The sequence below is a fragment of the uncultured Sphingomonas sp. genome (assembly GCF_934560975.1).
GTDB lineage: Bacteria > Pseudomonadota > Alphaproteobacteria > Sphingomonadales > Sphingomonadaceae > Sphingomonas_I.
This window is the reverse complement of the sequence record NZ_CAKTFO010000005.1, coordinates 1-23189: the sequence shown is the minus strand read 5'-3', so window position 1 is coordinate 23189 and position 23189 is coordinate 1. Positions and strand designations below refer to the sequence as shown.

Sequence of the window (23189 nt, the reverse complement as noted above, 5' to 3'; positions counted from 1 at the left end):
CTCCGAAGGAGTAGAAAAAACGGTCCGGTGCCGTGGCGCGTCCTTGCGGCGCACGGCACCGACCCGTTTCAGCGCCGCCGCGCCAGCGCCGCTTCGGCTTGGTCGAGCAGGGTGGCGATGATGTCGGCGATCGGTTCTTCCCGGGTCACCATGCCGACCGACTGACCGGCCATCACCGAGCCATGCTCCACATCGCCGTCGATCACCGCGCGGCGGAGCGCGCCCGCCCAATAATGCTCGATCTGCAGCTGCGCCTCCGTCATCTCGACCTTCTGTTCGTCGAGAGCCAGCGCCACCTCGCGCTGCTTGGCGGTGAACAGCTCGCCGCCGGCATTCTTGAGCGCGCGGACGGGAATCACGGGCAGGCGCGCGTCGATCTGCACGCTGGCGACCGCGTCGCGGGCGGACGCGCGGATGAACGCCTTCTTGAAATTGGGATGCGCGATCGACTCGGTCGCGCAGACGAAGCGCGTGCCCAGCTGCACGCCGGCGGCGCCCATCTCCAGATAGCCGGCCATCGCCTCGCCCCGGCCGATCCCGCCCGCGACGAACACCGGCAGCTGCTCGGCAATCTCCGGCAGCATTTCCTGCGCGAGGACGGAGGTGGAGACCGGGCCGATATGGCCGCCCGCCTCCATCCCCTCGATCACCAGCGCATCCACGCCGGAGCGGACCAGTTTCTTGGCAAGCGCGAGCGCGGGCGCGAACGCGATCAGCTTGGCGCCGGTCGCCTTGATCGCCTCCAAACTGCCCTTGGGCGGCAGTCCGCCGGCCAGCACGACATGGCCGACCTGGTGGCGGCCGCATACCGCGATCAATTCCATCAGATCGGGGTGCATGGTGATCAGGTTCACGCCGAACGGCCTGTCCGTCAGCGCCTTCGTCGCGGCGATTTCCGCATCCAGCAAAGCGGGCGTCATCGCCCCGCACGCGATCACGCCGAAACCGCCGGCGTTGGACATGGCGGAGACCAGGTTCCGTTCCGACACCCACGACATGGCGCCGGCCATGATGGCATGGCGGCTGCCGAGAAACTCCGCGCCGCGCGCCATCAAGGCGTCGGTTCTGGGGTGCGCTGCGCTCAATTCAATCTCCGTCGCCCCTGCGGAGGAAGGGGTCTTGTTGGCCGAATCATGCATCGTCCCACGTCCCGGTGGACGTGGGAACCCGGCCTCCGCGCGGGCGACGGGCCCTTAGGCGGCCTCGTCCGTCGCGTCGAGCCCATAGGCGGTGTGCAGCACGCGTACCGCCAGTTCGGTATAATCCTCGTGGATCAGGACGGAGACCTTGATCTCGCTGGTGGTGATGGCCAGCACGTTGATGCCGCGATCGGCCAGGCTCTTGAACATCTGCGCCGCGACGCCCGCATGGCTGCGCATACCGACACCCACGACCGAGATCTTGGCGACGGAGGTGTCGTGGACCAGCTCCTGATAGCCGATCGCGTCCCTGGACCTGGCCAGCACGTCCAGCGCGCGGGCCAGCTCAGCGGCGGGCACGGTGAAGGTCACGTCGGTCGATCCGGTCGCGTGCGCCACGTTCTGCACGATCATGTCGACGTTGATGTTGGCATCGGCCAGCGGCGTGAAGATCCCGGCGACCGCGCCGGGGCGGTCGGGCACGGCGGTCAGCGTGACCTTGGCCTCGTTCTTGTCGTGGGCAATGCCGGTGATGAGCTGGCGTTCCATCTTGCTTCCTTCGATCTCGTCTTCGTCCACGATCATGGTGCCGGGCAGGTCGCCGCCGTCCGGCGCGTCGCCGAACGAGGACAGGACCTGGACGCGGACCTTTTCCTTCATCGCCAAGCCGACCGAGCGGGTCTGCAGCACCTTGGCGCCCACGCTCGCCAGTTCCAGCATCTCTTCATAGGTGACGTGGGCCAGCTTGCGCGCCTTGGGTACGATGCGCGGGTCGGTGGTGTAGACCCCGTCCACGTCGGTATAGATGTCGCAACGGTCGGCCTTCATCGCGGCGGCCACCGCGACCGCCGAAGTGTCCGATCCGCCCCGGCCGAGGGTGGTGATGCGCCCCTCTTCGGTCATGCCCTGAAAGCCGGGGATCACCGCAACCTCGCCGCCGCGCATCGCTTCGCCCAGCTTGTCGCTGTCGATCGTGGAGATGCGGGCGGTGGAATGCGCCTCCGACGTCGCGATCGGCAGCTGCCAGCCGAGCCAGGACCGCGCCTTGACCCCCATCGACTGGAGCGTGATGGCGAGCAGGCCGCTCGTCACCTGCTCCCCGCTCGCCACCACCACGTCATATTCGCGGGGATCGTAGAGCGGGCTCGCCTCGCGGCAGAAATTCACCAGCCGATCGGTTTCGCCCGCCATGGCGGACACGACCACCGCGACCTCGTTGCCGCGTTCCACCTCGCGCTTGACGCGCGCGGCCACGTTCCGGATGCGCTCGATCCCGGCCATGGAGGTGCCGCCGAACTTCATCACGATGCGTGCCATGGAGCTGAGATCTTCGTAATTAAATTGCGGGAATGCGCTTGGGCGCAGTGTTCGGCCCTGCTAGCGAGCGCGTGTCATGAACGCAACCGACACGATCAATCCCGCTGAGGCCGCGCATTTCGGCAGGCTTGCCGCCGACTGGTGGGATCCCAAGGGCTCCTCCGCCATGCTGCACCGGCTCAACCCGGCGCGGCTGCGTTACGTGCGGGGGCAATTGGATGCGCTGTGGGGCTTCGATCCGAAAGCACGCCGGCCGCTCGCGGGCAGGCGCGCGCTCGACGTGGGTTGCGGCGCGGGCCTCCTGTCCGAACCGCTGGCACGGCTCGGCGCGGCGGTGACGGGGGTGGATGCCGCGCCGGAGAATATCGCCGCCGCCCGCCTCCATGCCGAAGGGCAGGGCCTCGCCATCGATTATCGCGCGGGCGAGGTGGCGCAGCTTGCGGGCGAACATTTCGATCTGGTCGCGTCGATGGAGGTGGTGGAGCATGTCGCCGACCCCGCCCGCTTCATCGCGGCGCTGGCGGGGTTGCTGGCGGACGATGGGGTGATGATCCTGTCCACACCGAATCGCACGCCTTTGTCGCAGCTGGCGCTGATCACGGTGGGCGAGGGGCTGGGAATGGTGCCCCGGGGCACGCATGACTGGAACAGGTTCCTGACGCCCGACGAACTCACCGCGCATGTGACGGCGGCGGGGCTGGTGGTCACCGACGTGAGCGGCCTGTCGTTCGATCCGCGCGCCGGCTTTGTGCTCTCGGACAACACCAATCTGGATTACTTCATTGCCGCGCGAAAGTCCTAGCTCAGGTGATCAAGAGCCTCGTCGCTGAGTGATCCGGGGATGATCATGATCGGGCAGGGCAGCTTGCCCGCGCCCGATCCGGTGAAGAAGTCGACCAACGGCCCCGGTGCGCCGTCCGGCGCCGCGCCCAGCACCAAAGCTGCGATCTCCGGCCTCTTATCAAGCAGTTGGCGGATCACCGTCGTGCCCTCGCCCTGGCGGACCATGATGTCGGGGGTGATGCCGGTTTCCTCCAGCAGCGCGCCGGCCGCCTGGTGGACCATCGCCTCCACCCGCAGCATTTCCTCTTCCTCTATCGCGTCCTGCACACCCTGCCAGTGGACGAACTCCGTTTGGGGCACGAGTGCGAGGATGGCGATGGCGCCGCCGGTCTTGGCGGCACGGCGCGCGGCGAAGCGAAGCGCGACTCGCGCTTCGGGCTTGTCGTCGACGATGGCGAGATATGTACGCACCGTTGCAGGATTGCGCGTTCCCGTTGCCAAGACAAGCGGACCTTGACCCCCAACGCGTGCTGTCCGAAAGGGACCGCCGCACATCTATCCTGCCCGGAGAGGCCGTTTTCCCATGCCGATCGAGATCAAGATGCCCGCTTTGTCGCCGACGATGGAGGAGGGCACCCTCGCCAAGTGGCTCGTGAAGGAAGGGGATACGGTCAAGTCCGGCGACATCCTCGCCGAGATCGAGACCGACAAGGCGACCATGGAATTCGAGACCATCGACGAAGGCACCGTGCAGAAACTGCTCGTGCCCGAGGGGACGGACGGTGTGAAGGTGGGCTCCGTGATCCTGATCATGGCCGGCGAGGGGGAGGATGCTTCCGCCGCGCCCGCGCCCAAGGCCGAACAGCCGGCCGCGCAGGCGAAATCCGAAGGCAAGGAGCCGCCGGTGGCCGAAAAGGGCTATGGCGCCTCGCCCGCGACCGATCCGACGCCGTCGCAGACCAATCCGGGCAGCCAGCCCGCCGCCCGGTCGTCGTCACAGCCCTCCACCCAGGGCGGCGACCGCGTGAAGGCGAGCCCGCTCGCCCGCCGCATCGCGGAGCAGAACGGCGTCGACCTGTCCGGGCTGTCCGGCTCCGGTCCCAACGGCCGCATCGTCAAGGCGGATGTCGAGGGCGCCAAGGCCAGCGGTGCCAAGCCCGCCGCCGCTGCTCCGGCCGCCGCTGCCGAGGCGCCCAGGCCGGCCGCCGCGCCGACCGTGGCCGCCGCGCCGGAAGGCGTGCCGTCCGAAGCCGTCAAGCTGTCCAACATGCGCAAGACCATTGCGCGCCGCCTGACCGAATCGAAGCAGCAGGTGCCGCACATCTACCTGACGGTGGACGTGAACCTGGACGCGCTGCTGAAGCTGCGGACGGAGCTGAACAAGGGCCTGGAAAGCCGCGGCATCAAGCTGTCGGTCAATGACATGCTGGTGAAGGCGCAGGCCGCCGCACTGATGGAAGTGCCGGTGTGCAACGTCCAGTTCGCCGGCGACAGCCTGATCCAGTTCAAGCGCGCCGACATCTCGGTCGCCGTGTCGATCCCAGGTGGCCTCATCACGCCCGTCGTGACGGGTGCAGACACCAAGTCGCTCTCGACCATCGCCACCGAGATCAAGGATCTCGCCGTCCGTGCGCGCGAGGGCAAGCTAAGCCCGCACGAATATGCCGGCGGCACCGCGTCGCTCAGCAACATGGGCATGTACGGGATCAAGCAGTTCGAGGCGATCATCAACCCGCCCCAGGCCATGATCCTGGCGATCGGCGCGGGCGAGAAGCGGCCTTATGTCGTGGGTGACGAACTCACCGTGGCGACGGTGATGAGCGCCACCGGCAGCTTCGACCATCGCGCGATCGACGGTGCCGACGGCGCGGCGTTCATGGCGGCGTTCAAGCGGCTGGTGGAAAACCCGCTGGGGATGCTCGCTTGAGCGAATCGACGGAAAGCCCGCCGACGCATGAGCCCGCCATCCGGGTCACGGCCATGCCGCAGGATACGAACCCCTATGGGGACATATTCGGCGGCTGGCTGATGGCGCAGATGGACCTGGCGGCGGCGTCCGTCGCCTCCCGCCATTCGGGCGGGCGGGCCTCCACCGTCGCGGTCGACGCCATGGCCTTTCACCGGCCGGTGGCGATCGGCGACGAGGTGTCGGTCTATGCCAAGCTCGTTGCGGTCGGCCGCACGTCGATGAAGGTCGATGTCGAGGCGTGGCGGCGCACGCGCAACGAGAATGTTTTTCACAAGGTAACGCAGGCCCAGTTCACCTTCGTCGCCATCGGTGAGGACCGCCAGAAGCGCGTCGTCCCGCCGATGGTCCAGAACTGACGGCGGCCGGGACGGTTAGGAGACAGACGTGGCGGACACTTACGATCTCGCAATCCTCGGCTCGGGCCCGGGCGGCTATGTCGCGGCGATCCGCGCGGCGCAGCTTGGCATGACGGTCGCGATCGTCGAGCGCGAGCGGCTGGGCGGCATCTGCCTTAACTGGGGCTGCATCCCGACCAAGGCGCTGCTCCGCACGTCCGAAGTCTATCACTACATGACCCATGCCGCGAATTACGGCCTGTCGGCGGAAAAGACCGGGTTCGACCTGCCCAAGATCGTCGACCGCAGCCGCAAGGTCGCCGGGCAGCTGAATGCCGGCGTCAAGGGCCTGATGAAGAAGAACAAGGTCACCGTGGTCGAGGGCGTCGGCACGCTCACCGCCAAGAACAGGATCACGGTCAAGACCGGCGACGCCACGACCGAGGTGCAGGCCAAGGCGATCATCCTGGCGACCGGCGCGCGCGCCCGCGACCTGCCGTTCGCCAAGTCGGACGGCGACCGCATCTGGACCTATCGCCATGCGATGACCCCGAACGAGATGCCGAAGGAGCTGCTGGTCATCGGTTCGGGCGCGATCGGCTGCGAATTCGCCAGCTTCTATTCGGACATGGGCGCCAAGGTGACCATCGTCGAGATGCTGGACCGCATCCTGCCGGTGGAGGACCATGAGGTCTCCGCCTTCGTGCAGAAGCAGTTCGAGAAGCAGGGCATGACCATCCTGCCCAAGCACGGCGTCGAGAAATTGGACGTGAAGCCCGGCCGCTCCGTCACCGCCACCATCAAGCAGCCCGACGGCAAGACGCTGACCAAGGAGTATAGCCACGTCATCGTCGCGGTCGGCATCGTGCCCAACACCGAGAATATCGGGCTGGAGGCGCTGGGCGTGAAGACCGAACGCGGCCATGTCGTGATCGACCCGATGTGCCGCACCAATGTCGACGGCGTTTACGCGATCGGCGACATCACCGGCGCGCCCTGGCTGGCCCACAAGGCGAGCCACGAAGGCATCATCGCGGTGGAGGCGATCGCCCAGGCCGCCGGCAACAAGGACGTGCACCCGCACGCCATGGACGTGCGCAACATTCCCGGCTGCACCTATTCCCGCCCGCAGGTGGCGAGCGTCGGCTATACCGAGGCCAAGGCCAAGGAGCTCGGCTACGAGGTCAAGGTCGGCAAATTCCCGTTCATCGGCAATGGCAAGGCGATCGCGCTTGGCGAAGCGGAAGGCTTCGTGAAGACGGTGTTCGACGCCAAGACCGGCGAACTGCTCGGCGCGCACATGACCGGCCCGGAAGTGACCGAGCTGATCGAGGGCTATACCGTCGCCAAGCAGCTGGAAACAACGGAGGCCGACCTGATGGCCACCATCTTCCCGCACCCGACATTGTCCGAAGCGATGCACGAAAGCGTGCTGGCCGCTTATGGTCGCGTGATCCACATGTGACGGAGCCGATCGTCCGCCCGCCCGTTGCCTGCACTCACACAGGAGTGCGGGCATGGCTGACGCGGACGATCAGGCACAAACCAGGAAGGCGTTCGGCGAGGCGGTCAACATGACCCCCGCCGAACTCGAACGCTGGCTCGACAGCGAAGACAGCCAGCGCGTCGGCTGGAAGGGCGAGGATGGCGATGGGCCCGGCGAAAGCGTCGGCCATAAGTCCGGCACGCGGATCATCGCGATCAAGCGCACCAGGCAGGCCGACCTGACCGACGACGATTATACCCATATGCGCAAGGTCGTTGGCTACGTGCACCGCCACATGGCGCAGGGCGGCCCGGCGGAGGACAAGGATCACAGCGACTGGCGCTATTCGCTGATGAATTGGGGCCACGACCCCATGAAGAAGTGAGCGCCCCCCTTATGTCCGGGCCGCGCTGATGGCGGCGCAGGCACACGGCGGCAACGGCAAGCTGGTCCTCTACGCGGCGCTGGCCGCCAATCTCGGCATCGCCGTCGCCAAGTTCGTGGCGGCGGTCTTTACCGGATCGTCGGCGATGCTGACCGAGGGGTTCCACTCGGTGGTGGACAGCCTCAACCAGATCCTGCTCCTCTATGGGGAGCGGCGATCCCGTCAGCCCGCCGACGCCATCCACCCGCTGGGCTATGGCCGCGAACTGTATTTCTGGAGCTTCGTGGTCGCGATCCTGATCTTCGCCACGGGCGCGGGCCTGTCCATCTACGAAGGCGTGCTGCACATCCTCGATCCGGAGCCGCTCGGCAGCCCGATCGTCGCCTATGTGGTGCTCGCCATTAGCATCGCCATGGAGGGCACGTCGTGGCTGGTGGCGGTGCGCGAATTCTCCGAGTCGCGCGGCGACATGGGCTGGTGGCAGGCGATCCGCGTGTCCAAGGACCCGACCACCTTCGTGGTGCTGTTCGAGGATAGCGCCGCGATCTTCGGCCTGATCGTGGCGGCGATCGGCATCACGCTCGCGCAGGTGACCGGAAATCCGATGTGGGACGGCGCCGCCTCCGTCGTGATCGGTGTCGCATTGGCCTTTGTCGCCTTCATGCTGGCGCGGGAAAGCAAGGGGCTGCTGATCGGGGAGCGTGCCAACCCCGCTCTGATCGAGGCGATCCGCACCGCGTTCGACGACCAGCCGGAGGTCACCGCCGTGCAGGAGGTGGTGACCATCCACACCGCCCCGGACCGGGTGTTCGTGGCGGCCAGCGTGGATTTCGAGGATGCGGTGGCGGTCGGCCGGATCGAGCAACTGATCGCCGACACCGAGGCCAGGCTGCGCCAGGCCTGGCCCCAGATCGCGAACGTCTACATCAAGCCCAAGGCGCGGACCTGATTCAGGCGGGCGGGCGCGCCGCGATGCGGTACAGCGTGCTCGCCCCGTTGGACCAGATCGGGGTCAGCCGCCGTTGCCACGGGCCGGCGGGCAGCCGCTCCTGGATGGTCCACAGATAATCCGCGCCGTCGAGCGGCAGGGTCGGCGCGATCTGCGCCAGGGTGCGCCGCCGGCTGTGCCACTGCTCGGCGGTGCGCGGCGGCTTCTTGCGCGCCACGCAGCGCGGCGAGGACACGAATTGCGAGGGGTCGTCGTAGAAATCGGGCGAGGGGCGGTAGAGGATGCGCAGCAGGTGGATGTCGCCCACGTCCCAATGGGCGTTGACCCAGGCATCGCGCTCCACCGTCACCATCGACGGCAGGTGATCCAGCCGCCGCATCCGCCAATGCTTCCAGGATCCGCACTGGCGCGGAACCAGGGCCAGCACCCTGGCGCCCCGCTGGATGTGCGGCAGGGCCGGAAGCTCGGCGGCATAGACGCGCTCATAGGCGATGAAGCCCGCGGTCGTGGCCCCCATCCGCACCAGAAACACAGCGAGCCCGGCGATGGCGAACCCCCGCGCCACCTTGGGCGGCACGGCCGACCAGTCCTGCAGCACCAGCGCCGCGATCATCAGCGCCGGAACCAGCCGCATGTCGCACAAGGACGCGCCGGCCATCTGCGACGGCATGATCAGGAACAGGGCGCCGATGGCGATCACCACCGCCGCATTGGCGGGGGTATAGCGCGCACCCAGGGCCCGCCCGATCAGCGGCACCGCAAGGATTGCGACGATGCTGGCAATGTCCAGCGCCCGCGACTGATCGCGCAGCGCCAGCGCGATGGCGTTGAACTTGGCGCCGATCGTGTAGCTGGTCTCCAGCCCCCTCGGCGGCTGGTTGAGTTTCCACAGCAGCACCAGCGCCATCGCGCCCAGGACCGGCCGCGCCTCCCTTATCAAGGCACGTAAGCCCTCCCGGTCGATGGCGACGAACGGCGCGGTGGAACGCAGACGCGCATGGCGCGTGGCCGCCGCAATCCCGATCATCACCGGCAACAGGATGCCGCCGACCGCATGGAACAGCAGCAGGATCGGCATCAGCGGCCAGAACAGGGCCTCGCGCAGGCGGGGCCGATCGGCCAGTTCCAGCCAGGCGGCATAGCCGAGCAGCGACAGCGCGGCGGTCAGCGTATAATTGAGGAAGCCATAGTTGAACGGATAGCTGTAGGCGAACGGCAGGGCCCAGCTTGCCGCCGCGGCGCGCGGATTGCCCGCCCGGGCCAGCCGCCAGATCGCCGCCACGGTCACGGCGGGGATGGTCAGCACCACCAGCCAGAAGGCGCGGACAAGGCCCAGCCACGGTGCCAGCGCCTCCATCAGCAGGTCGACGGCGAGGTTGAGGCGCATGCCCCACTGAAACTCGAAATAGCGGCGCAGTGGGCTGTCGGGCCCCGCCAGCTGGATCGCATATTGGCCGAGATGGCCGGGCGCATCCACCAGCGGAGGAAAGGTCACGAACAGGAACGGCAGGATCGCGGCGGCCAGCGCCATGATCCAGGCCGGTCCGCCGACAAGAGACGGGCGCACCAGGTGATTGATCCTTGCCATTCCGTTCGTCACCACTCCATCCGGCACCGGCCCCGGCCGTTACTGCCGCGAGGAAGAGGCGACACGCCCGCTCGCACCATCGATATGCCTTGTACAGCCGGAAGGTCCAGCCGCATGAGCGGAGGATTGTGTCGCTGGTATGTCATTGTGGGGAGGACGGAACCATCCGGCCCCACCCTTGCCCCGGTTGACCATGTATGCCCCGCCGGTTATAGGGCGGCACGCTTGCGAGACTCCGATGGGCTCGCCTGTGTGCTGAACATTGCCAATGTCTGCAGGGCCGGGGCGGCGCGATGCCACCTTTGGCCTTTCCTTGTTCCGTCCGCATCGAGGCTGGCGGCAACGGGTTGCGGACAGGGTAAAGTAACCCCGGAAGGTGAAGGGCTTCATGCCAACGATCAATCAGCTGATCCGCAAGGGTCGCGAACCGCAGATCACCAAGTCCAAGGTGCCTGCGATGGAAAAGAATCCGCAGAAGCGCGGCGTCTGCACCCGCGTATATACCACGACCCCGAAGAAGCCGAACTCGGCGCTGCGCAAGGTGGCCAAGGTCCGCCTGACCAACCAGCGCGAAGTGATCAGCTACATCCCGGGCGAGGGCCACAACCTGCAGGAGCACTCGGTGGTGCTCATCCGCGGCGGCCGTGTGCGCGACCTTCCCGGCGTGCGCTACCACGTGCTGCGCGGCGTGCTCGACACGCAGGGCGTGAAGAACCGCAAGCAGTCCCGTTCCAAGTACGGCGCAAAGCGTCCGAAGTAAGCCGATCGGCATATCGTCCGATCATCAGGCTGAAGTTTAAAGGAAGAAAAAGATGGCTCGTCGTCGTCGTCCAGAAAAGCGCGAAATCCTGCCCGATCCGAAGTTCGGGGATGTCGTGCTCAGCAAGTTCATGAACAGCGTCATGCTTGACGGCAAGAAGTCCGTTGCGGAAAGCATCGTCTATGGCGCCCTCGACACGATCGAGACCCGTGCCAAGCGCGAGCCGATCGGCGTGTTCCATGACGCGCTCAACAATGTCCGTCCGGGCATCGAGGTCCGCAGCCGTCGCGTCGGCGGTGCGACCTACCAGGTTCCGGTCGAGGTCCGTGCCGAGCGCAGCCAGGCGCTCGCCATCCGCTGGCTGATCACCGCGGCGCGTGGCCGTTCGGAGCATACCATGTCCGCCCGCCTGTCCGGCGAGCTGATGGATGCCGCCAACAACCGCGGCAATGCGGTCAAGAAGCGCGAAGACACGCACCGCATGGCGGAGGCGAACCGCGCCTTCAGCCACTACCGCTGGTAACAAACCGTCCCTATATCGCGGGGAGCCGGACGGTCCGGCTCCCCGCATCGCTAAGGAACTGACGATCATGGCCCGCAGCCATCCGCTCGAGCGCTATCGCAACATCGGCATCATGGCGCACATCGACGCCGGCAAGACGACCACGACCGAGCGCATCCTCTATTACACCGGCAAGTCCTACAAGATCGGCGAAGTGCATGAAGGCACGGCGACGATGGACTGGATGGAGCAGGAGCAGGAGCGCGGGATCACGATCACGTCCGCCGCCACGACCTGCTTCTGGCGGGCCGAGGAAGGCAATGGCGAAGAGCACCGCATCAACATCATCGACACGCCCGGCCACGTCGACTTCACCATCGAAGTCGAGCGTTCGCTGCGCGTGCTGGATGGCGCGGTCGCCTGCTTCGACGGCGTTGCGGGCGTTGAGCCGCAGTCGGAAACGGTGTGGCGCCAGGCGGAGAAGTACAAGGTTCCGCGGATGTGCTTCGTCAACAAGCTCGACCGCACCGGCGCCAACTTCAACATGTGCGTCGACATGATCAAGGACCGTCTGGGCGCCCGCCCGATGGTGCTGTATACCCCGATCGGCCTGGAAGGGCAGTTCAAGGGCCTGATTGACCTGGTCGAGAATCGCGCGATCGTGTGGCTTGAAGAGAGCCTCGGCGCGAAGTTCGAATATCAGGACATTCCGGCCGACATGGCCGACGAAGCCGCCACCGCGCGTGCCGAGCTGATCGAAATGGCGGTCGAGCAGGACGACGACGCGATGGAGGCGTATCTGGAAGGCAATGAGCCCGACAGCGTCACCCTCAAGAAGCTGATCCGCAAGGGCACGCTGAACTTCTCGTTCGTGCCGGTGCTGTGCGGCTCGGCCTTCAAGAACAAGGGCGTGCAGCCGTTGCTCGACGCCGTGGTCGATTACCTGCCGAGCCCGCTCGACATTCCGGCCGTGGAAGGCGTCAAGCTGGACGGCGAGACCAAGGATACGCGTCCGGCCGACGATGCCGCGCCGACCTCCGCGCTGGCGTTCAAGATCATGAACGATCCGTTCGTGGGCTCGCTCACCTTCGCGCGCATCTATTCGGGCAAGCTGGCCAAGGGCTCGTACCTCAACTCCGTCAAGGAGAAGGACGAGAAGATCGGTCGTATGCTGCTGATGCATGCCAACAGCCGTGAGGACATCGACGAGGCCTATGCCGGCGACATCGTCGCGCTGGCCGGCCTCAAGGAAACGACCACCGGCGACACGTTGTGCGCCAAGTCGGCTCCGATCATCCTGGAGCGGATGGAATTCCCGGATCCGGTGATCGAGCTGTCGGTGGAGCCGAAGACCAAGCAGGACCAGGAAAAGATGGGCATCGCGCTCAATCGTCTGGCTGCCGAGGATCCCTCGTTCCGCGTTTCGACCGATCACGAATCGGGCCAGACCATCATCAAGGGAATGGGCGAGCTCCACCTTGAAATCCTGGTCGACCGCATGAAGCGCGAGTTCAAGGTTGAGGCCAATGTCGGCGCGCCGCAGGTGGCGTATCGCGAATACCTCAAGAAGCCGGTCGAGCTGACCTACACCCACAAGAAGCAGTCGGGCGGCTCCGGCCAGTTCGGCGAAGTCAAGGTGCAGGTGAAGCCGGGCGAGCGGGGTTCGGGCTTCGTCTTCGTGGACGAGGTCAAGGGCGGCAACATCCCGCGTGAGTACATTCCTTCGGTCGAGAAGGGTATGCGCGAGACTGCCCAGACGGGCGCGCTGATCGGCTTCCCGATCGTGGACGTCGAAGTGCACCTGATCGACGGCAAGTATCACGACGTCGACTCGTCCGCCCTGGCGTTCGAAATCTGCGCCCGTGGTGCGATGCGTGAAGCGGCGCAAAAGGCCGGCATCACCATCCTGGAGCCGGTGATGAAGGTCGAGGTGGTGACGCCCGAGGATTACCTCGGCGATGTGATCGGCGATCTCAACAGCCGCCGTGGTCAGATCCAGGGCACCGACACGCGCGGCAATGCCCAGGCGGTCGAGGCGATGGTGCCACTGGCCAACATGTTCGGCTACGTGAACCAGCTGCGCTCCTTCACCCAGGGTCGCGCGCAGTACACCATGCAGTTCAGCCACTATGACGAAGTTCCCGCGAACGTCGCCGAAGAGGTGAAGGCCAAGATGGCGTAACCGATTGCGATGCGGCCGTTCCCGTGGGGAGGGGCCGCATTGCAAGTCGGTGACGGAGGCTGGCATAAGCCGAAAAAGCTGCTATGGGCGCACCCCGTCTGGAGGTGCGTTCCGTCACTCCCAACATCGGAAAGCAAGGTAGGAAGCAATGGCTAAGGCTAAATTTGAGCGGACGAAGCCGCACTGCAACATCGGCACCATCGGCCACGTCGACCATGGCAAGACGTCGCTCACGGCCGCCATCACCAAGGTCCTCGCCGAAACCGGCGGCGCGACCTTCGTTGACTATGCGAATATCGACAAGGCTCCGGAAGAGCGCGAGCGCGGCATCACCATCTCGACCGCGCACGTCGAGTATGAGACGGACGCGCGTCACTATGCGCACGTCGATTGCCCCGGCCACGCCGACTATGTGAAGAACATGATCACCGGCGCCGCGCAGATGGACGGCGGCATCCTGGTCGTGTCCGCGACCGACGGCCCGATGCCGCAGACCCGCGAGCACATCCTGCTCGCCCGTCAGGTCGGCGTGCCGGCTCTGGTCGTGTTCATGAACAAGGTCGACCTGGTCGACGACGCCGAGATCCTGGAGCTTGTCGAGCTCGAGATCCGCGAGCTGCTCTCGTCCTACGACTTCCCGGGCGACGACATCCCCGTCATCCAGGGTTCGGCCGTCAAGGCGCTCGACGGCTCGAACGATGCCATCGGTCGCGACGCGGTTCTGAAGCTGATGGCCGCTGTGGACGAGTATATCCCGCAGCCGGAGCGTCCGCTGGATCGTCCGTTCCTGATGCCGATTGAAGACGTGTTCTCGATCTCGGGCCGTGGCACCGTGGTCACCGGCCGCGTCGAGACCGGCACCGTGAAGGTGGGTGAGGAAGTCGAGATCGTCGGCCTCAAGGACACCAAGAAGACGACCGTCACCGGCGTTGAGATGTTCCGCAAGCTGCTCGACTCGGGCCAGGCTGGCGACAACATCGGCGCGCTGATCCGTGGCGTCGGCCGTGAAGAGGTCGAGCGTGGCCAGGTTCTTTGCAAGCCGGGCTCGATCAAGCCGCACACCGAATTTTCTTCGGAGGTCTATGTCCTCTCGAAGGAAGAGGGTGGCCGTCACACCCCGTTCTTCGCCAACTATCGTCCGCAGTTCTACTTCCGCACGACCGACGTGACGGGCGAGGTGAAGCTGCCGGAAGGCACCGAGATGGTGATGCCGGGTGACAACGTGCAGCTCGGCGTCAAGCTGATCGCACCGATCGCGATGGAAGAGGGCCTGCGCTTCTCCATCCGTGAAGGCGGCCGCACCGTGGGCGCCGGGGTTGTCAGCGCGATCTCCGCGTAATATAGCCCGCACACGCTAACGAGCCGGCCGGCTCTCTTCGGAGAGTCGGCCGGTTTGCTTTTTATGAGAGGTCCCCGCATCCGCAAGGATCGCTGGCGGGCCCAGGCTCTTTCGCATCGGTAGGAACCATGGACAGCAACATCCGCATTCGCCTGAAGGCGTTCGATCATCGTGTACTCGACCAGGCGACCGGCGAGATCGCCGACACCGCCCGACGCACCGGCGCGCTGACCCGTGGCCCGATCCCGCTGCCGACCCGGATCGAGAAGTTCACGGTCAATCGCGGCCCGCACATCGACAAGAAGAGCCGTGAGCAGTTCGAGGTCCGCACCTACAAGCGCCTGCTGGACATCGTTCAGCCGACCCCGCAGACCGTCGACGCGCTGATGAAGCTCGACCTCGCCGCGGGTGTTGATGTTGAGATCAAGCTGGCGTAAGAGGCTGACACCGCCGGCATGGGTGATTCCCCTGCCGGCGCTTTTCGCTTCCCGCTGAGACGATCGTTTCCCGGTTGAAGTAGAAAGCTAGGATACCGAACGGCGTGAACCTCGCGGTTTGTCCGTTGCCTGCGTCCCCGCTTTCAACATCCTGGTGATCCGTCACCATCATGTTGGACATTGGCCCTGGCGGGGCATGCAGTTTCGTTGGGCCAGGCATTCGGTGCCGTGTTGCCGGGAAGCCGGCCGATACGGTGGCGGATGCCTTTTCGTTGGCACGCCCGCCGGGACATGGCGGGCCTCTGTTTGGGAAGGAACCGGATCATGCGCTCTGGCGTGATCGCAAAGAAAGTTGGGATGACCCGGCTGTTTCAGGACGATGGGCGCCACGTGCCCGTCACCGTCCTGCAGCTCGAAGGCGTCCAGGTCATTGCTCGCAAGGAAGTTGATCGTGACGGCTACGTCGCGGTTCAGCTTGGCGCGGGCGTGGCCAAGGCCAAGAATGTCGCCAAGCCGCAGCGCGGCCACTTCGGTAAGGCCGAGGTTGAGCCCAAGGCGTTCGTGCACGAATTCCGCGTGACCGAGGATAATCTCCTTGATGTCGGCGCGGAGATCTCGGCCGATCACTTCGTCGCCGGCCAGTATGTCGACATTCAGGGCCGCACCCAGGGCAAGGGTTTCGCCGGCGCGATGAAGCGTTGGGGCTTCGGCGGTCTGCGCGCGACGCACGGCGTGTCCGTGTCGCACCGTTCGCACGGCTCGACCGGCAACCGCCAGGATCCGGGCAAGGTCTTCAAGAACAAGAAGATGGCCGGTCACATGGGCGACCGCAACCGCACCCAGCAGAACCTCGAGATCGTCCGCACGGACGCCGAGCGTGGGCTGCTGTTCGTCCGTGGCTCCGTGCCCGGCTCGAAGGGTGGCTGGCTGCTCGTCAAGGATGCGGTCAAGGTGCCGGGTCATGCCGATGCGCCCCGTCCGGCTGGTCTGAAGGCCGCCGTCAACAGCAACACCGCTGCTCCCGTCGTCGAGACGCCGGAAGCCGGTGAGACCCAGGAGGGCTGATCATGAAGGTTCAAGTTAAGAACCTCGACGCGTCGGCCGCCGGCGACATCGAGCTGAACGACGAGGTCTTCGGTCTCGAGCCGCGTGCGGACATCCTGCACCGCGTGGTCACCTGGCAGCTGGAAAAGCGCCGGGGCACCGCCCGTGGCACGCGTGAGCGCGCCGATGTCGCGCGGTCGGGCAAGAAGCTCGGTCGCCAGAAGGGTGGCGGTACCGCCCGTCACGGTGATCGCCGCGCGCCGGTGTTCATCGGCGGCGGCAAGGCGCACGGCGCCCGCGTTCGCGACTTCAATCCGGGCCTGAACAAGAAGGTTCGCGCGCTCGGCCTGAAGATGGCGCTGTCGGCGAAGGCCAAGGACGGCAGCCTGGTCGTGATCGACGTGCTGGACGTGGCCGAAGGCAAGACCAAGACGCTGGCGACGCAGCTGCTGGGCCTCGGCTTCGGCAAGAAAGCGCTGGTGATCGACGGCGATGCGATCAACATCAGCTTCGCGCATGCGTCGGGCAACCTGCGCGGCGTCAATCTGATGCCGGCCGTGGGCGCCAACGTCTACGACATCCTGAACCACGACACGCTGGTGCTGACGCGCGCCGCCGTCGAGAAGCTGGAGGCGCGTTTCAATGGCTAAGAAGCCGGCCAACGGGGCGGTGGACAACCGCCATTACGACGTGGTGCTCGCGCCCCACATCACCGAGAAGACGACCCTGCTCAGCGAGCATAATGCGGTGGTCTTCAAGGTGGCGCAGGATGCGTCGAAGCCCGAGATCAAGGCAGCGGTCGAGGCTTTGTTCTCGGTCACCGTCACGGGCGTGAACACGATCGTGAGCAAGGGCAAGACCAAGCGCTGGAAGGGCGAGGCCTACAAGCGTTCGGACTCCAAGAAGGCGATCGTGACTCTGGCCGAAGGCCAGACGATCGATATCACGACGGGAATCTAAGCGATGGCGCTCAAGAATTACAATCCGACGAGCCCGGCGCGTCGCGGCCTGATCTTGATCGATCGGTCGCAGCTGTTCAAGGGCAAGCCGGTCAAGGCGCTGACCGAGGGTCTGCGCAAGTCAGGCGGCCGCAACAACATGGGTCACGCGACCGCGCGCGGCATCGGCGGTGGTCACAAGCAGAAGTATCGCTTCGTCGACTTCAAGCGTCGCAAGTGGGACCAGCCGGCGACGGTCGAGCGGATCGAATATGATCCCAACCGTTCGGCGTTCATCGCCCTCGTCAAGTATGAGGACGGCGAGCTGGCCTACATCATCGCGCCGCAGCGCCTCGGCGTCGGCGACACGGTGGTAGCGGCCAAGAAGACCGACGTTAAGCCCGGCAATGCGATGGAAGTCGGCCAGGCTCCGGTCGGCACGATCGTCCACAATGTCGAGATGAAGCCCGGCAAGGGTGGTCAGATCGCACGGGCGGCCGGCACCTACGTGCAGATCGTCGGTCGCGACAAGGGCATGGTGATGGTTCGCCTGAACTCGGGCGAGCAGCGTTATGTCCGCTCGGACTGCATGTGCACGGTCGGCGCGGTGTCCAACCCGGACAATGCCAACCAGAACCTGGCAAAGGCAGGCCGCAACCGCTGGCTGGGCTATCGTCCGCTGACCCGCGGCGTCGCCAAGAACCCGGTCGACCACCCGCACGGCGGTGGCGAAGGCCGGACCTCGGGCGGCCGTCACCCGGTTACCCCGTGGGGCAAGCCGACCAAGGGCCACCGTACCCGCAAGAACAAGTCGACGGACAAGATGATCATCCGGTCGCGTCACGCAAAGAAGAAGGGCTGATAGATGGCTCGTTCTGTTTGGAAGGGCCCGTTCGTCGAACTGAGCCTGCTGAAAAAGGCCGAGACGGCACAGGAAGGCGGCGCCCGCGCGCCGATCAAGACCTGGTCGCGTCGGTCCACCATTCTGCCGCAGTTTGTCGGCCTGACCTTCAGTGTCTACAACGGCCGCAAGTTCGTGCCGGTGTCGGTCAACGAGGACATGGTCGGCATGAAGCTTGGTGAGTTCGCGCCCACGCGCTACTTCCCGGGTCACGCCGCCGACAAGAAGGGCAAGCGCTGATGTCGAAGCCAGCATCCCCCCGCAAGGTTGGTGACAAGGAGGCTCTCGCCGTCGCCACCGCCGTTCGCGGCAGCCCGTACAAGCTGAATCTGGTTGCGGGCCTGATCCGCGGCAAGAAGGCTGGAGAGGCTCTCAACATTCTCGCTTTTTCCAAGAAGGCGATGGCTGTAGACGTGCGCAAGTGCCTGGCCTCGGCGATTGCAAATGCCGAGAACAATCACAATCTGGACGTCGACGCGCTGATCGTGCAGGAAGCGTCGGTGGGCAAGGGCCTCGTCATGAAACGCTTCGCCACCCGTGCTCGCGGCCGCAGCACCCGCATCGTCAAGCCGTTCAGCCGCCTTCGCGTGGTCGTTCGCGAGCAGGAAGAAGCATAATGGGTCAGAAGTCCAACCCGATCGGCATGCGGTTGCAGATCAACCGCACCTGGGACAGCCGGTGGTATGCCGACGGCGCCGATTATGCGCGCCTGCTGCTGGAGGATCTCAAGATCCGCCAGTACATCTTCAAGACGCATCCGCAGGCCGCGATCTCCAAGGTCGTGATCGAGCGTCCGGCCAAGCTCGCCCGCATCTCCGTCTATGCCGCACGCCCGGGCGTGATCATCGGCAAGAAGGGCGCGGACATCGAGAAGCTGCGCAAGACGCTGAACGCGATGACCTCGTCCGACGTGAGCCTGAACATCGTCGAGATCCGCAAGCCGGAGATCGATGCCAAGCTCGTGGCGCAGGGCGTTGCCGATCAGCTCGAGCGCCGCATCGCATTCCGCCGTGCGATGAAGCGCGCGGTGCAATCGGCGCTGCGTCTCGGTGCGGAGGGCATTCGTATCACCTGCGCCGGCCGTCTGGGCGGCGCGGAAATCGCGCGGACCGAATGGTATCGCGAAGGCCGCGTTCCGCTGCACACGCTGCGCGCGAATGTGGACTATGCCGAGGCCGAGGCGCACACCGCCTATGGCGTTTGCGGCGTCAAGGTCTGGATCTTCAAGGGTGAGATCCTGGGCCATGACCCGCTCGCGCAGGACCGCCTCATGATGGAAGCTCAGACCTCGGGGGTCCGTCCGGCGCGCTGAGGGATCACCTGATCCATCAGCCAGCCTGATCGGCCGTCGTTACGGTGTCAGAAGGTTAGAAACACATGCTGCAACCGAAGCGCACCAAGTTCCGCAAGGCCCACAAGGGCCGTATCCATGGCGACGCCAAGGGCGGGACCGCGCTCAACTTCGGCGCATTCGGCCTGAAGGCCCTCGAGCCCGAGCGTATCACCGCTCGCCAGATCGAGGCCGCTCGCCGCGCAATCACGCGCCACATCAAGCGCCAGGGTCGTCTCTGGATCCGCATCTTCCCGGACGTTCCGGTCTCCACCAAGCCTGCCGAGGTCCGCATGGGCTCCGGTAAGGGTGCGCCCGAATATTGGGCCGCGCGCGTGAAGCCGGGCCGCATCCTGTTCGAGCTGGACGGCGTGCCCGGCCCGCTCGCCCGCGTCGCCTTCGAGCGCGCGATGGAAAAGCTGCCGATCAAGACCAAGGTCGTCGCCCGCCTGGGCGAGTCCGTGTACGAGGCCGAGTAAGACCATGGCGAAGATTGCCGATCTCAAGGTCGCGACCGACGACCAGCTCGCCACCCAGCTTTCCGAGCTGAAGCGGGAACAGTTCAACCTGCGCTTTCAGGCCGCCACCAACCAGCTCGAAAAGCCGAGCCGGGTCAAGGAGGTGCGCCGCACGATCGCGCAGATCAAGACGCTGCAGACCGAGCGTACCCGCTCGGCTGCTAAGTAAGGAGGCCACACGATGCCGAAGCGCGTGCTGACGGGCACTGTGGTGTCCGACAAGACCGACAAGACGGTGGTTGTGCTGGTGGAGCGTAAGGTGAAGCACCCGCTCTACGGCAAGATCATCCGCCGTTCGAAGAAGTATCATGCCCATGACGAGGGCAACACGTTCAAGGAAGGGCAGACCGTCCGCATCGAGGAATGCGCGCCGATCTCCAAGCTGAAGACGTGGACGGTTATCGGCGCGGTGGATACCCACCGGGCGCCTGAAACCACCGCAGCGTAAGGAAGGACTGGTTCCATGATTCAGATGCAGTCCAACCTGGACGTCGCCGACAATTCGGGCGCCAAGCGCGTCCAGTGCATCAAGGTGCTCGGCGGCTCCAAGCGTCGCTTCGCCAGCGTTGGCGACGTGATCGTGGTGTCCATCAAGGAAGCCGCGCCGCGCGCCAAGGTCAAGAAGGGCGACGTTCACCGTGCGGTGATCGTCCGCACCGCCAAGGACATCAACCGCGCGGACGGGTCCACGATCCGCTTCGACGGCAATGCCGCGGTGCTGATCAACAAGAATAACGGGGAGCCGATCGGCACCCGTATCTTCGGCCCGGTAGTGCGCGAACTGCGCGCAGCTGGTCACATGAAGATCATTTCGCTCGCGCCCGAGGTGCTTTGAGATGGCTGCTGCCAAGATCAAGAAGGGTGACCGCGTCGTCGTCCTGTCCGGCAAGGACAAGGGCAAGACGGGCGACGTCACCAAGGCCTTCCCCAAGGAAGGCAAGGTGATCGTGTCCGGCGTGAACGTCGCGACCCGTCACCGCAAGCCGAGCCAGGCCGACCCGCAGGGTGGCCTGGAGCGCCGCGAGGCTCCGATGCACATTTCCAAGGTTGCGATCGCGACCGCGGACGGCAAGCCGACCCGCGTGCGGTTCGAGACCCAGGACGGCGCCAAGGTTCGCGTCGCCGTCAAGACCGGGGAGAAGATCGATGGCTGATGGCTACACGCCCCGGCTGCGAAAGCTGTACGACGACACCATCGTCAAGGCGATGACGGAAAAGTTCGGCTACACCAACGCAATGCAGGTGCCTAAGCTCGAGAAGATCGTGCTGAACATGGGCGTCGGCGAAGCGACGCAGGACAAGAAGAAGGTCGAGCAGGCCGCGTCGGAAATGACGGCGATCGCCGGCCAGAAGGCCGTCGTGACCAAGGCCAAGAAGTCGATCGCGCAGTTCAAGCTGCGTGAAGGCATGCCGATCGGCTGCAAGGTGACCCTGCGCCGCGAGCGGATGTACGAGTTCCTCGACCGCTTCGTGACCATCGCCTTGCCGCGCGTCCGCGACTTTCGTGGCCTGAGCGACAAGTCCTTCGACGGCCGCGGCAATTACGCGACCGGCCTGAAGGAGCAGCTGATCTTCCCGGAAATCAGCTACGACCAGGTCGACAAGACCCGTGGCATGGACGTGATCGTCACGACCACCGCCCAGACCGACGAGGAAGCGCGCGAGCTGCTTCGCCTGTTCGGTTTCCCGTTCCCGCAGCCGCAGGCTGAGAAGCAAGCCGCCTGAGGCGCAAAGGACAAGAGAGCTTAAGTCCATGGCGAAACTGAGTTCGATCAACAAGAACGAGCGTCGTAAGCAGCTCGTGAAGAAGTATGCCGGCAAGTATGCCCGCCTGAAGGCGATTGCCGACGATGAATCCCTCGACGAAACCGAGCGCCTAATCGCGCGGCTGAAGCTGGCGGAAATACCGCGCAACGGAAATCCGACGCGCGTCCGCAATCGCTGCCAGCTCACCGGTCGTCCGCGTGCCGTGTACCGCAAGTTCGGTCTGGGCCGCGTGATGCTGCGTCAGCTGGCCACCCGGGGCATGATCCCGGGCGTGGTCAAGTCGAGCTGGTAAGGGTAGGAATATGGCGATCAACGATCCCCTGGGCGATCTGCTCACCCGCATCCGCAACGGCCAGCGCGCCCGCAAGGACAGCGTGCTGTCGCCGGCGTCGAAGCTGCGTGCCCGCGTGCTGGATGTGCTGCAGCGCGAGGGTTACATCCGTGGCTACAGCGAAGAGCAGGTGTCCGGCCACCCCGGCCTCCGTATCGAGCTGAAGTATTTCGAAGGCCAGCCGGCGATCCAGCATGTGGCGCGCGTGTCCAAGCCGGGCCGCCGCGTCTATTCCGGCTCGCAGGAGCTGCCGCGGGTCCGCAACGGCCTGGGCATGACCATCGTCTCGACGCCGCGTGGCGTGCTTTCGGATGCCGAAGCGCGCGACCAGAATGTCGGTGGCGAAGTGCTGGCGGAGGTGTTCTGATGAGCCGCATCGGTAAGAAGCCGGTCACCGTCCCCGCGGGCGTGACCGCGAACATCGAAGGCCGTACGCTGACGGTGAAGGGCGCCAAGGGCACCCTGTCCATGCCGCTGGCCGACGAGGTCACCTACGCGGTCGAGGACGGCAGCATCTCGGTGCAGCCGGCCAACGACACCAAGCGCGCCCGCTCCTTCTGGGGCATGCAGCGCACCATGGTGCAGAACCTGATCACCGGCGTGACGGACGGCTATTCCAAGCAGCTCCAGATCACCGGCGTCGGCTATCGCGCCAATGTTCAGGGCAAGAACCTGAAGCTGCAGCTGGGCTACAGCCATGATGTCGACTTCACGATCCCCGAGGGGATCACGATCGCGACGCCCGATCAGACGACCGTGAACATCTCGGGTGTCGACAAGCAGAAGGTCGGCCAGGTGGCCGCGGAGATCCGCCGCTGGCGCAAGCCGGAGCCCTACAAGGGCAAGGGCATCAAGTATGCCGGCGAGTTCATCTTCCGCAAGGAAGGGAAGAAGAAGTAATGGCGAAGCTTTCCCTGTTCGCGAAGCGGCGCCAGCGCGTTCGCACCGCGCTGCGCGCCAAGGGTGCGGTCCGGCCGCGGCTGTCGATCCACCGTTCGGGTCGCCACATCTACGCCCAGGTGATCGACGACACCGCCGGCCGCACGGTCGCTGCCGCGTCGACGCTGGAGAAGGACGTGCGCGACACGACCGGCGCCACTGCGGAGGCGGCGACCAAGGTCGGCCAGCGCGTGGCGGAGCGGGCCAAGGCCGCTGGTGTCACCTCTGTCGTGTTCGACCGCGGTGGTTT

The 23189-nt window shown here is 65.6% G+C and carries 32 protein-coding genes; 28 read left to right on the top strand and 4 right to left on the bottom strand.

What is annotated here, in order from left to right:
* Positions 1-68 precede the first annotated feature (68 nt).
* Both Q0D93_RS05340 and Q0D93_RS05335 read right to left on the bottom strand, forming a co-directional pair.
* Positions 69-1052, bottom strand: a complete 984-nt coding sequence (locus Q0D93_RS05340) for a nitronate monooxygenase (RefSeq protein ID WP_294392106.1) — start codon at positions 1050-1052, stop codon at positions 69-71.
* 141 nt (positions 1053-1193) lie between these two features.
* Positions 1194-2456: an aspartate kinase gene (locus Q0D93_RS05335; protein ID WP_294391918.1), complete on the bottom strand. Its 1263-nt coding sequence runs from the start codon at positions 2454-2456 to the stop codon at positions 1194-1196.
* A 76-nt stretch (positions 2457-2532) separates the two neighbouring features.
* On the opposite strand from Q0D93_RS05335, the gene ubiG reads away from it, so the two are divergent.
* Complete coding sequence (gene ubiG, locus Q0D93_RS05330) at positions 2533-3258, top strand: bifunctional 2-polyprenyl-6-hydroxyphenol methylase/3-demethylubiquinol 3-O-methyltransferase UbiG (RefSeq protein ID WP_294391917.1); 726 nt, start codon at positions 2533-2535, stop codon at positions 3256-3258.
* Here ubiG and Q0D93_RS05325 read toward each other — a convergent pair.
* Positions 3255-3710 (bottom strand): universal stress protein, encoded by a 456-nt coding sequence (locus Q0D93_RS05325; RefSeq protein ID WP_294391916.1) that lies wholly within the window; start codon positions 3708-3710, stop codon positions 3255-3257. The genes ubiG and Q0D93_RS05325 overlap by 4 nt on opposite strands.
* Before the next feature lie 112 nt (positions 3711-3822).
* Here Q0D93_RS05325 and Q0D93_RS05320 point away from each other — a divergent pair, with 112 nt between their 5' ends.
* Genes Q0D93_RS05320 through Q0D93_RS05300 form a run of 5 tightly spaced genes read left to right on the top strand, consistent with a single transcriptional unit; the run spans position 3823 to position 8363 of the window.
* Entirely contained in the window at positions 3823-5166 is a 1344-nt protein-coding gene (locus Q0D93_RS05320) for a pyruvate dehydrogenase complex dihydrolipoamide acetyltransferase (RefSeq protein ID WP_294391915.1), read from the top strand.
* The gene (locus tag Q0D93_RS05315; RefSeq protein ID WP_294391914.1) at positions 5163-5564 is read left to right on the top strand and encodes an acyl-CoA thioesterase; all 402 of its coding nucleotides are present in this window, start codon (positions 5163-5165) and stop codon (positions 5562-5564) included. Before Q0D93_RS05320 ends, Q0D93_RS05315 begins: the two co-directional genes overlap by 4 nt.
* A gap of 28 nt (positions 5565-5592) precedes the next feature.
* Positions 5593-7008, top strand: a complete 1416-nt coding sequence (gene lpdA / locus Q0D93_RS05310) for a dihydrolipoyl dehydrogenase (RefSeq protein WP_294391913.1) — start codon at positions 5593-5595, stop codon at positions 7006-7008.
* A gap of 52 nt (positions 7009-7060) precedes the next feature.
* Positions 7061-7414, top strand: a complete 354-nt coding sequence (locus Q0D93_RS05305) for a DUF3140 domain-containing protein (RefSeq protein ID WP_294391912.1) — start codon at positions 7061-7063, stop codon at positions 7412-7414.
* Positions 7415-7442: 28 nt separating this feature from the next.
* Positions 7443-8363, top strand: coding sequence for a cation diffusion facilitator family transporter (locus tag Q0D93_RS05300; protein ID WP_294391911.1), 921 nt, complete (start codon positions 7443-7445; stop codon positions 8361-8363).
* 1 nt (position 8364) lies between these two features.
* Here Q0D93_RS05300 and Q0D93_RS05295 read toward each other — a convergent pair whose 3' ends face one another.
* Positions 8365-9951, bottom strand: a complete 1587-nt coding sequence (locus Q0D93_RS05295; protein WP_294391910.1) for a hypothetical protein — start codon at positions 9949-9951, stop codon at positions 8365-8367.
* Positions 9952-10339: 388 nt separating this feature from the next.
* Between Q0D93_RS05295 and rpsL the strand changes: the two genes are divergently transcribed.
* The 22 genes from rpsL to rplR form a co-directional block, all read left to right on the top strand.
* Positions 10340-10711: a 30S ribosomal protein S12 gene (gene rpsL / locus Q0D93_RS05290; protein WP_294392105.1), complete on the top strand. Its 372-nt coding sequence runs from the start codon at positions 10340-10342 to the stop codon at positions 10709-10711.
* Positions 10712-10763: 52 nt separating this feature from the next.
* Positions 10764-11234: a 30S ribosomal protein S7 gene (rpsG, locus tag Q0D93_RS05285; RefSeq protein WP_294391909.1), complete on the top strand. Its 471-nt coding sequence runs from the start codon at positions 10764-10766 to the stop codon at positions 11232-11234.
* 67 nt (positions 11235-11301) lie between these two features.
* Positions 11302-13395: an elongation factor G gene (gene fusA, locus Q0D93_RS05280; RefSeq protein ID WP_294391908.1), complete on the top strand. Its 2094-nt coding sequence runs from the start codon at positions 11302-11304 to the stop codon at positions 13393-13395.
* 148 nt (positions 13396-13543) lie between these two features.
* Complete coding sequence (gene tuf, locus Q0D93_RS05275) at positions 13544-14734, top strand: elongation factor Tu (protein WP_294391907.1); 1191 nt, start codon at positions 13544-13546, stop codon at positions 14732-14734.
* 128 nt (positions 14735-14862) lie between these two features.
* A complete protein-coding gene (gene rpsJ, locus Q0D93_RS05270; protein WP_167074487.1) occupies positions 14863-15171 on the top strand; it encodes a 30S ribosomal protein S10 in 309 nt (102 codons plus the stop codon).
* Positions 15172-15495: 324 nt separating this feature from the next.
* Positions 15496-16236, top strand: a complete 741-nt coding sequence (gene rplC / locus Q0D93_RS05265) for a 50S ribosomal protein L3 (RefSeq protein WP_294391906.1) — start codon at positions 15496-15498, stop codon at positions 16234-16236.
* Between the two features lie 2 nt (positions 16237-16238).
* Positions 16239-16865 (top strand): 50S ribosomal protein L4, encoded by a 627-nt coding sequence (gene rplD, locus Q0D93_RS05260; RefSeq protein ID WP_294391905.1) that lies wholly within the window; start codon positions 16239-16241, stop codon positions 16863-16865.
* On the top strand, positions 16858-17175 hold the full coding sequence (locus tag Q0D93_RS05255; RefSeq protein ID WP_294391904.1) for a 50S ribosomal protein L23: 318 nt from the start codon (positions 16858-16860) through the stop codon (positions 17173-17175). The genes rplD and Q0D93_RS05255 overlap by 8 nt, the downstream gene beginning before the upstream one ends.
* A 3-nt stretch (positions 17176-17178) precedes the next feature.
* Positions 17179-18015, top strand: coding sequence for a 50S ribosomal protein L2 (gene rplB / locus Q0D93_RS05250; RefSeq protein ID WP_294391903.1), 837 nt, complete (start codon positions 17179-17181; stop codon positions 18013-18015).
* 3 nt (positions 18016-18018) lie between these two features.
* Positions 18019-18294, top strand: a complete 276-nt coding sequence (rpsS, locus tag Q0D93_RS05245) for a 30S ribosomal protein S19 (RefSeq protein WP_294391902.1) — start codon at positions 18019-18021, stop codon at positions 18292-18294.
* Positions 18294-18671, top strand: a complete 378-nt coding sequence (rplV, locus tag Q0D93_RS05240) for a 50S ribosomal protein L22 (RefSeq protein ID WP_294391901.1) — start codon at positions 18294-18296, stop codon at positions 18669-18671. The genes rpsS and rplV overlap by 1 nt, the downstream gene beginning before the upstream one ends.
* Positions 18671-19366: a 30S ribosomal protein S3 gene (rpsC, locus tag Q0D93_RS05235; protein ID WP_294391900.1), complete on the top strand. Its 696-nt coding sequence runs from the start codon at positions 18671-18673 to the stop codon at positions 19364-19366. The genes rplV and rpsC overlap by 1 nt, the downstream gene beginning before the upstream one ends.
* A 65-nt stretch (positions 19367-19431) precedes the next feature.
* Entirely contained in the window at positions 19432-19863 is a 432-nt protein-coding gene (rplP, locus tag Q0D93_RS05230; protein WP_294391899.1) for a 50S ribosomal protein L16, read from the top strand.
* A gap of 4 nt (positions 19864-19867) precedes the next feature.
* Positions 19868-20071, top strand: coding sequence for a 50S ribosomal protein L29 (gene rpmC, locus Q0D93_RS05225; protein ID WP_294391898.1), 204 nt, complete (start codon positions 19868-19870; stop codon positions 20069-20071).
* Between the two features lie 12 nt (positions 20072-20083).
* Positions 20084-20350: a 30S ribosomal protein S17 gene (gene rpsQ, locus Q0D93_RS05220; protein ID WP_294391897.1), complete on the top strand. Its 267-nt coding sequence runs from the start codon at positions 20084-20086 to the stop codon at positions 20348-20350.
* Between the two features lie 15 nt (positions 20351-20365).
* Positions 20366-20737: a 50S ribosomal protein L14 gene (rplN, locus tag Q0D93_RS05215; protein WP_116091443.1), complete on the top strand. Its 372-nt coding sequence runs from the start codon at positions 20366-20368 to the stop codon at positions 20735-20737.
* Between the two features lies 1 nt (position 20738).
* Positions 20739-21056: a 50S ribosomal protein L24 gene (rplX, locus tag Q0D93_RS05210; protein WP_294391896.1), complete on the top strand. Its 318-nt coding sequence runs from the start codon at positions 20739-20741 to the stop codon at positions 21054-21056.
* On the top strand, positions 21049-21627 hold the full coding sequence (rplE, locus tag Q0D93_RS05205) for a 50S ribosomal protein L5 (protein ID WP_294391895.1): 579 nt from the start codon (positions 21049-21051) through the stop codon (positions 21625-21627). Before rplX ends, rplE begins: the two co-directional genes overlap by 8 nt.
* Positions 21628-21655: 28 nt before the next feature.
* Positions 21656-21961, top strand: a complete 306-nt coding sequence (rpsN, locus tag Q0D93_RS05200; RefSeq protein ID WP_294391894.1) for a 30S ribosomal protein S14 — start codon at positions 21656-21658, stop codon at positions 21959-21961.
* Between the two features lie 10 nt (positions 21962-21971).
* Positions 21972-22367 carry a 30S ribosomal protein S8 gene (rpsH, locus tag Q0D93_RS05195; protein WP_294391893.1) on the top strand — a complete coding sequence of 132 codons (396 nt, stop codon included), beginning with the start codon at positions 21972-21974 and terminating at the stop codon, positions 22365-22367.
* Positions 22367-22900 carry a 50S ribosomal protein L6 gene (rplF, locus tag Q0D93_RS05190; protein WP_294391892.1) on the top strand — a complete coding sequence of 178 codons (534 nt, stop codon included), beginning with the start codon at positions 22367-22369 and terminating at the stop codon, positions 22898-22900. Before rpsH ends, rplF begins: the two co-directional genes overlap by 1 nt.
* Positions 22900-23189, top strand: a 290-nt coding sequence (gene rplR, locus Q0D93_RS05185; RefSeq protein ID WP_294391891.1) for a 50S ribosomal protein L18, incomplete at its 3' end; no start/stop codon positions are given. The genes rplF and rplR, both read left to right, overlap by 1 nt.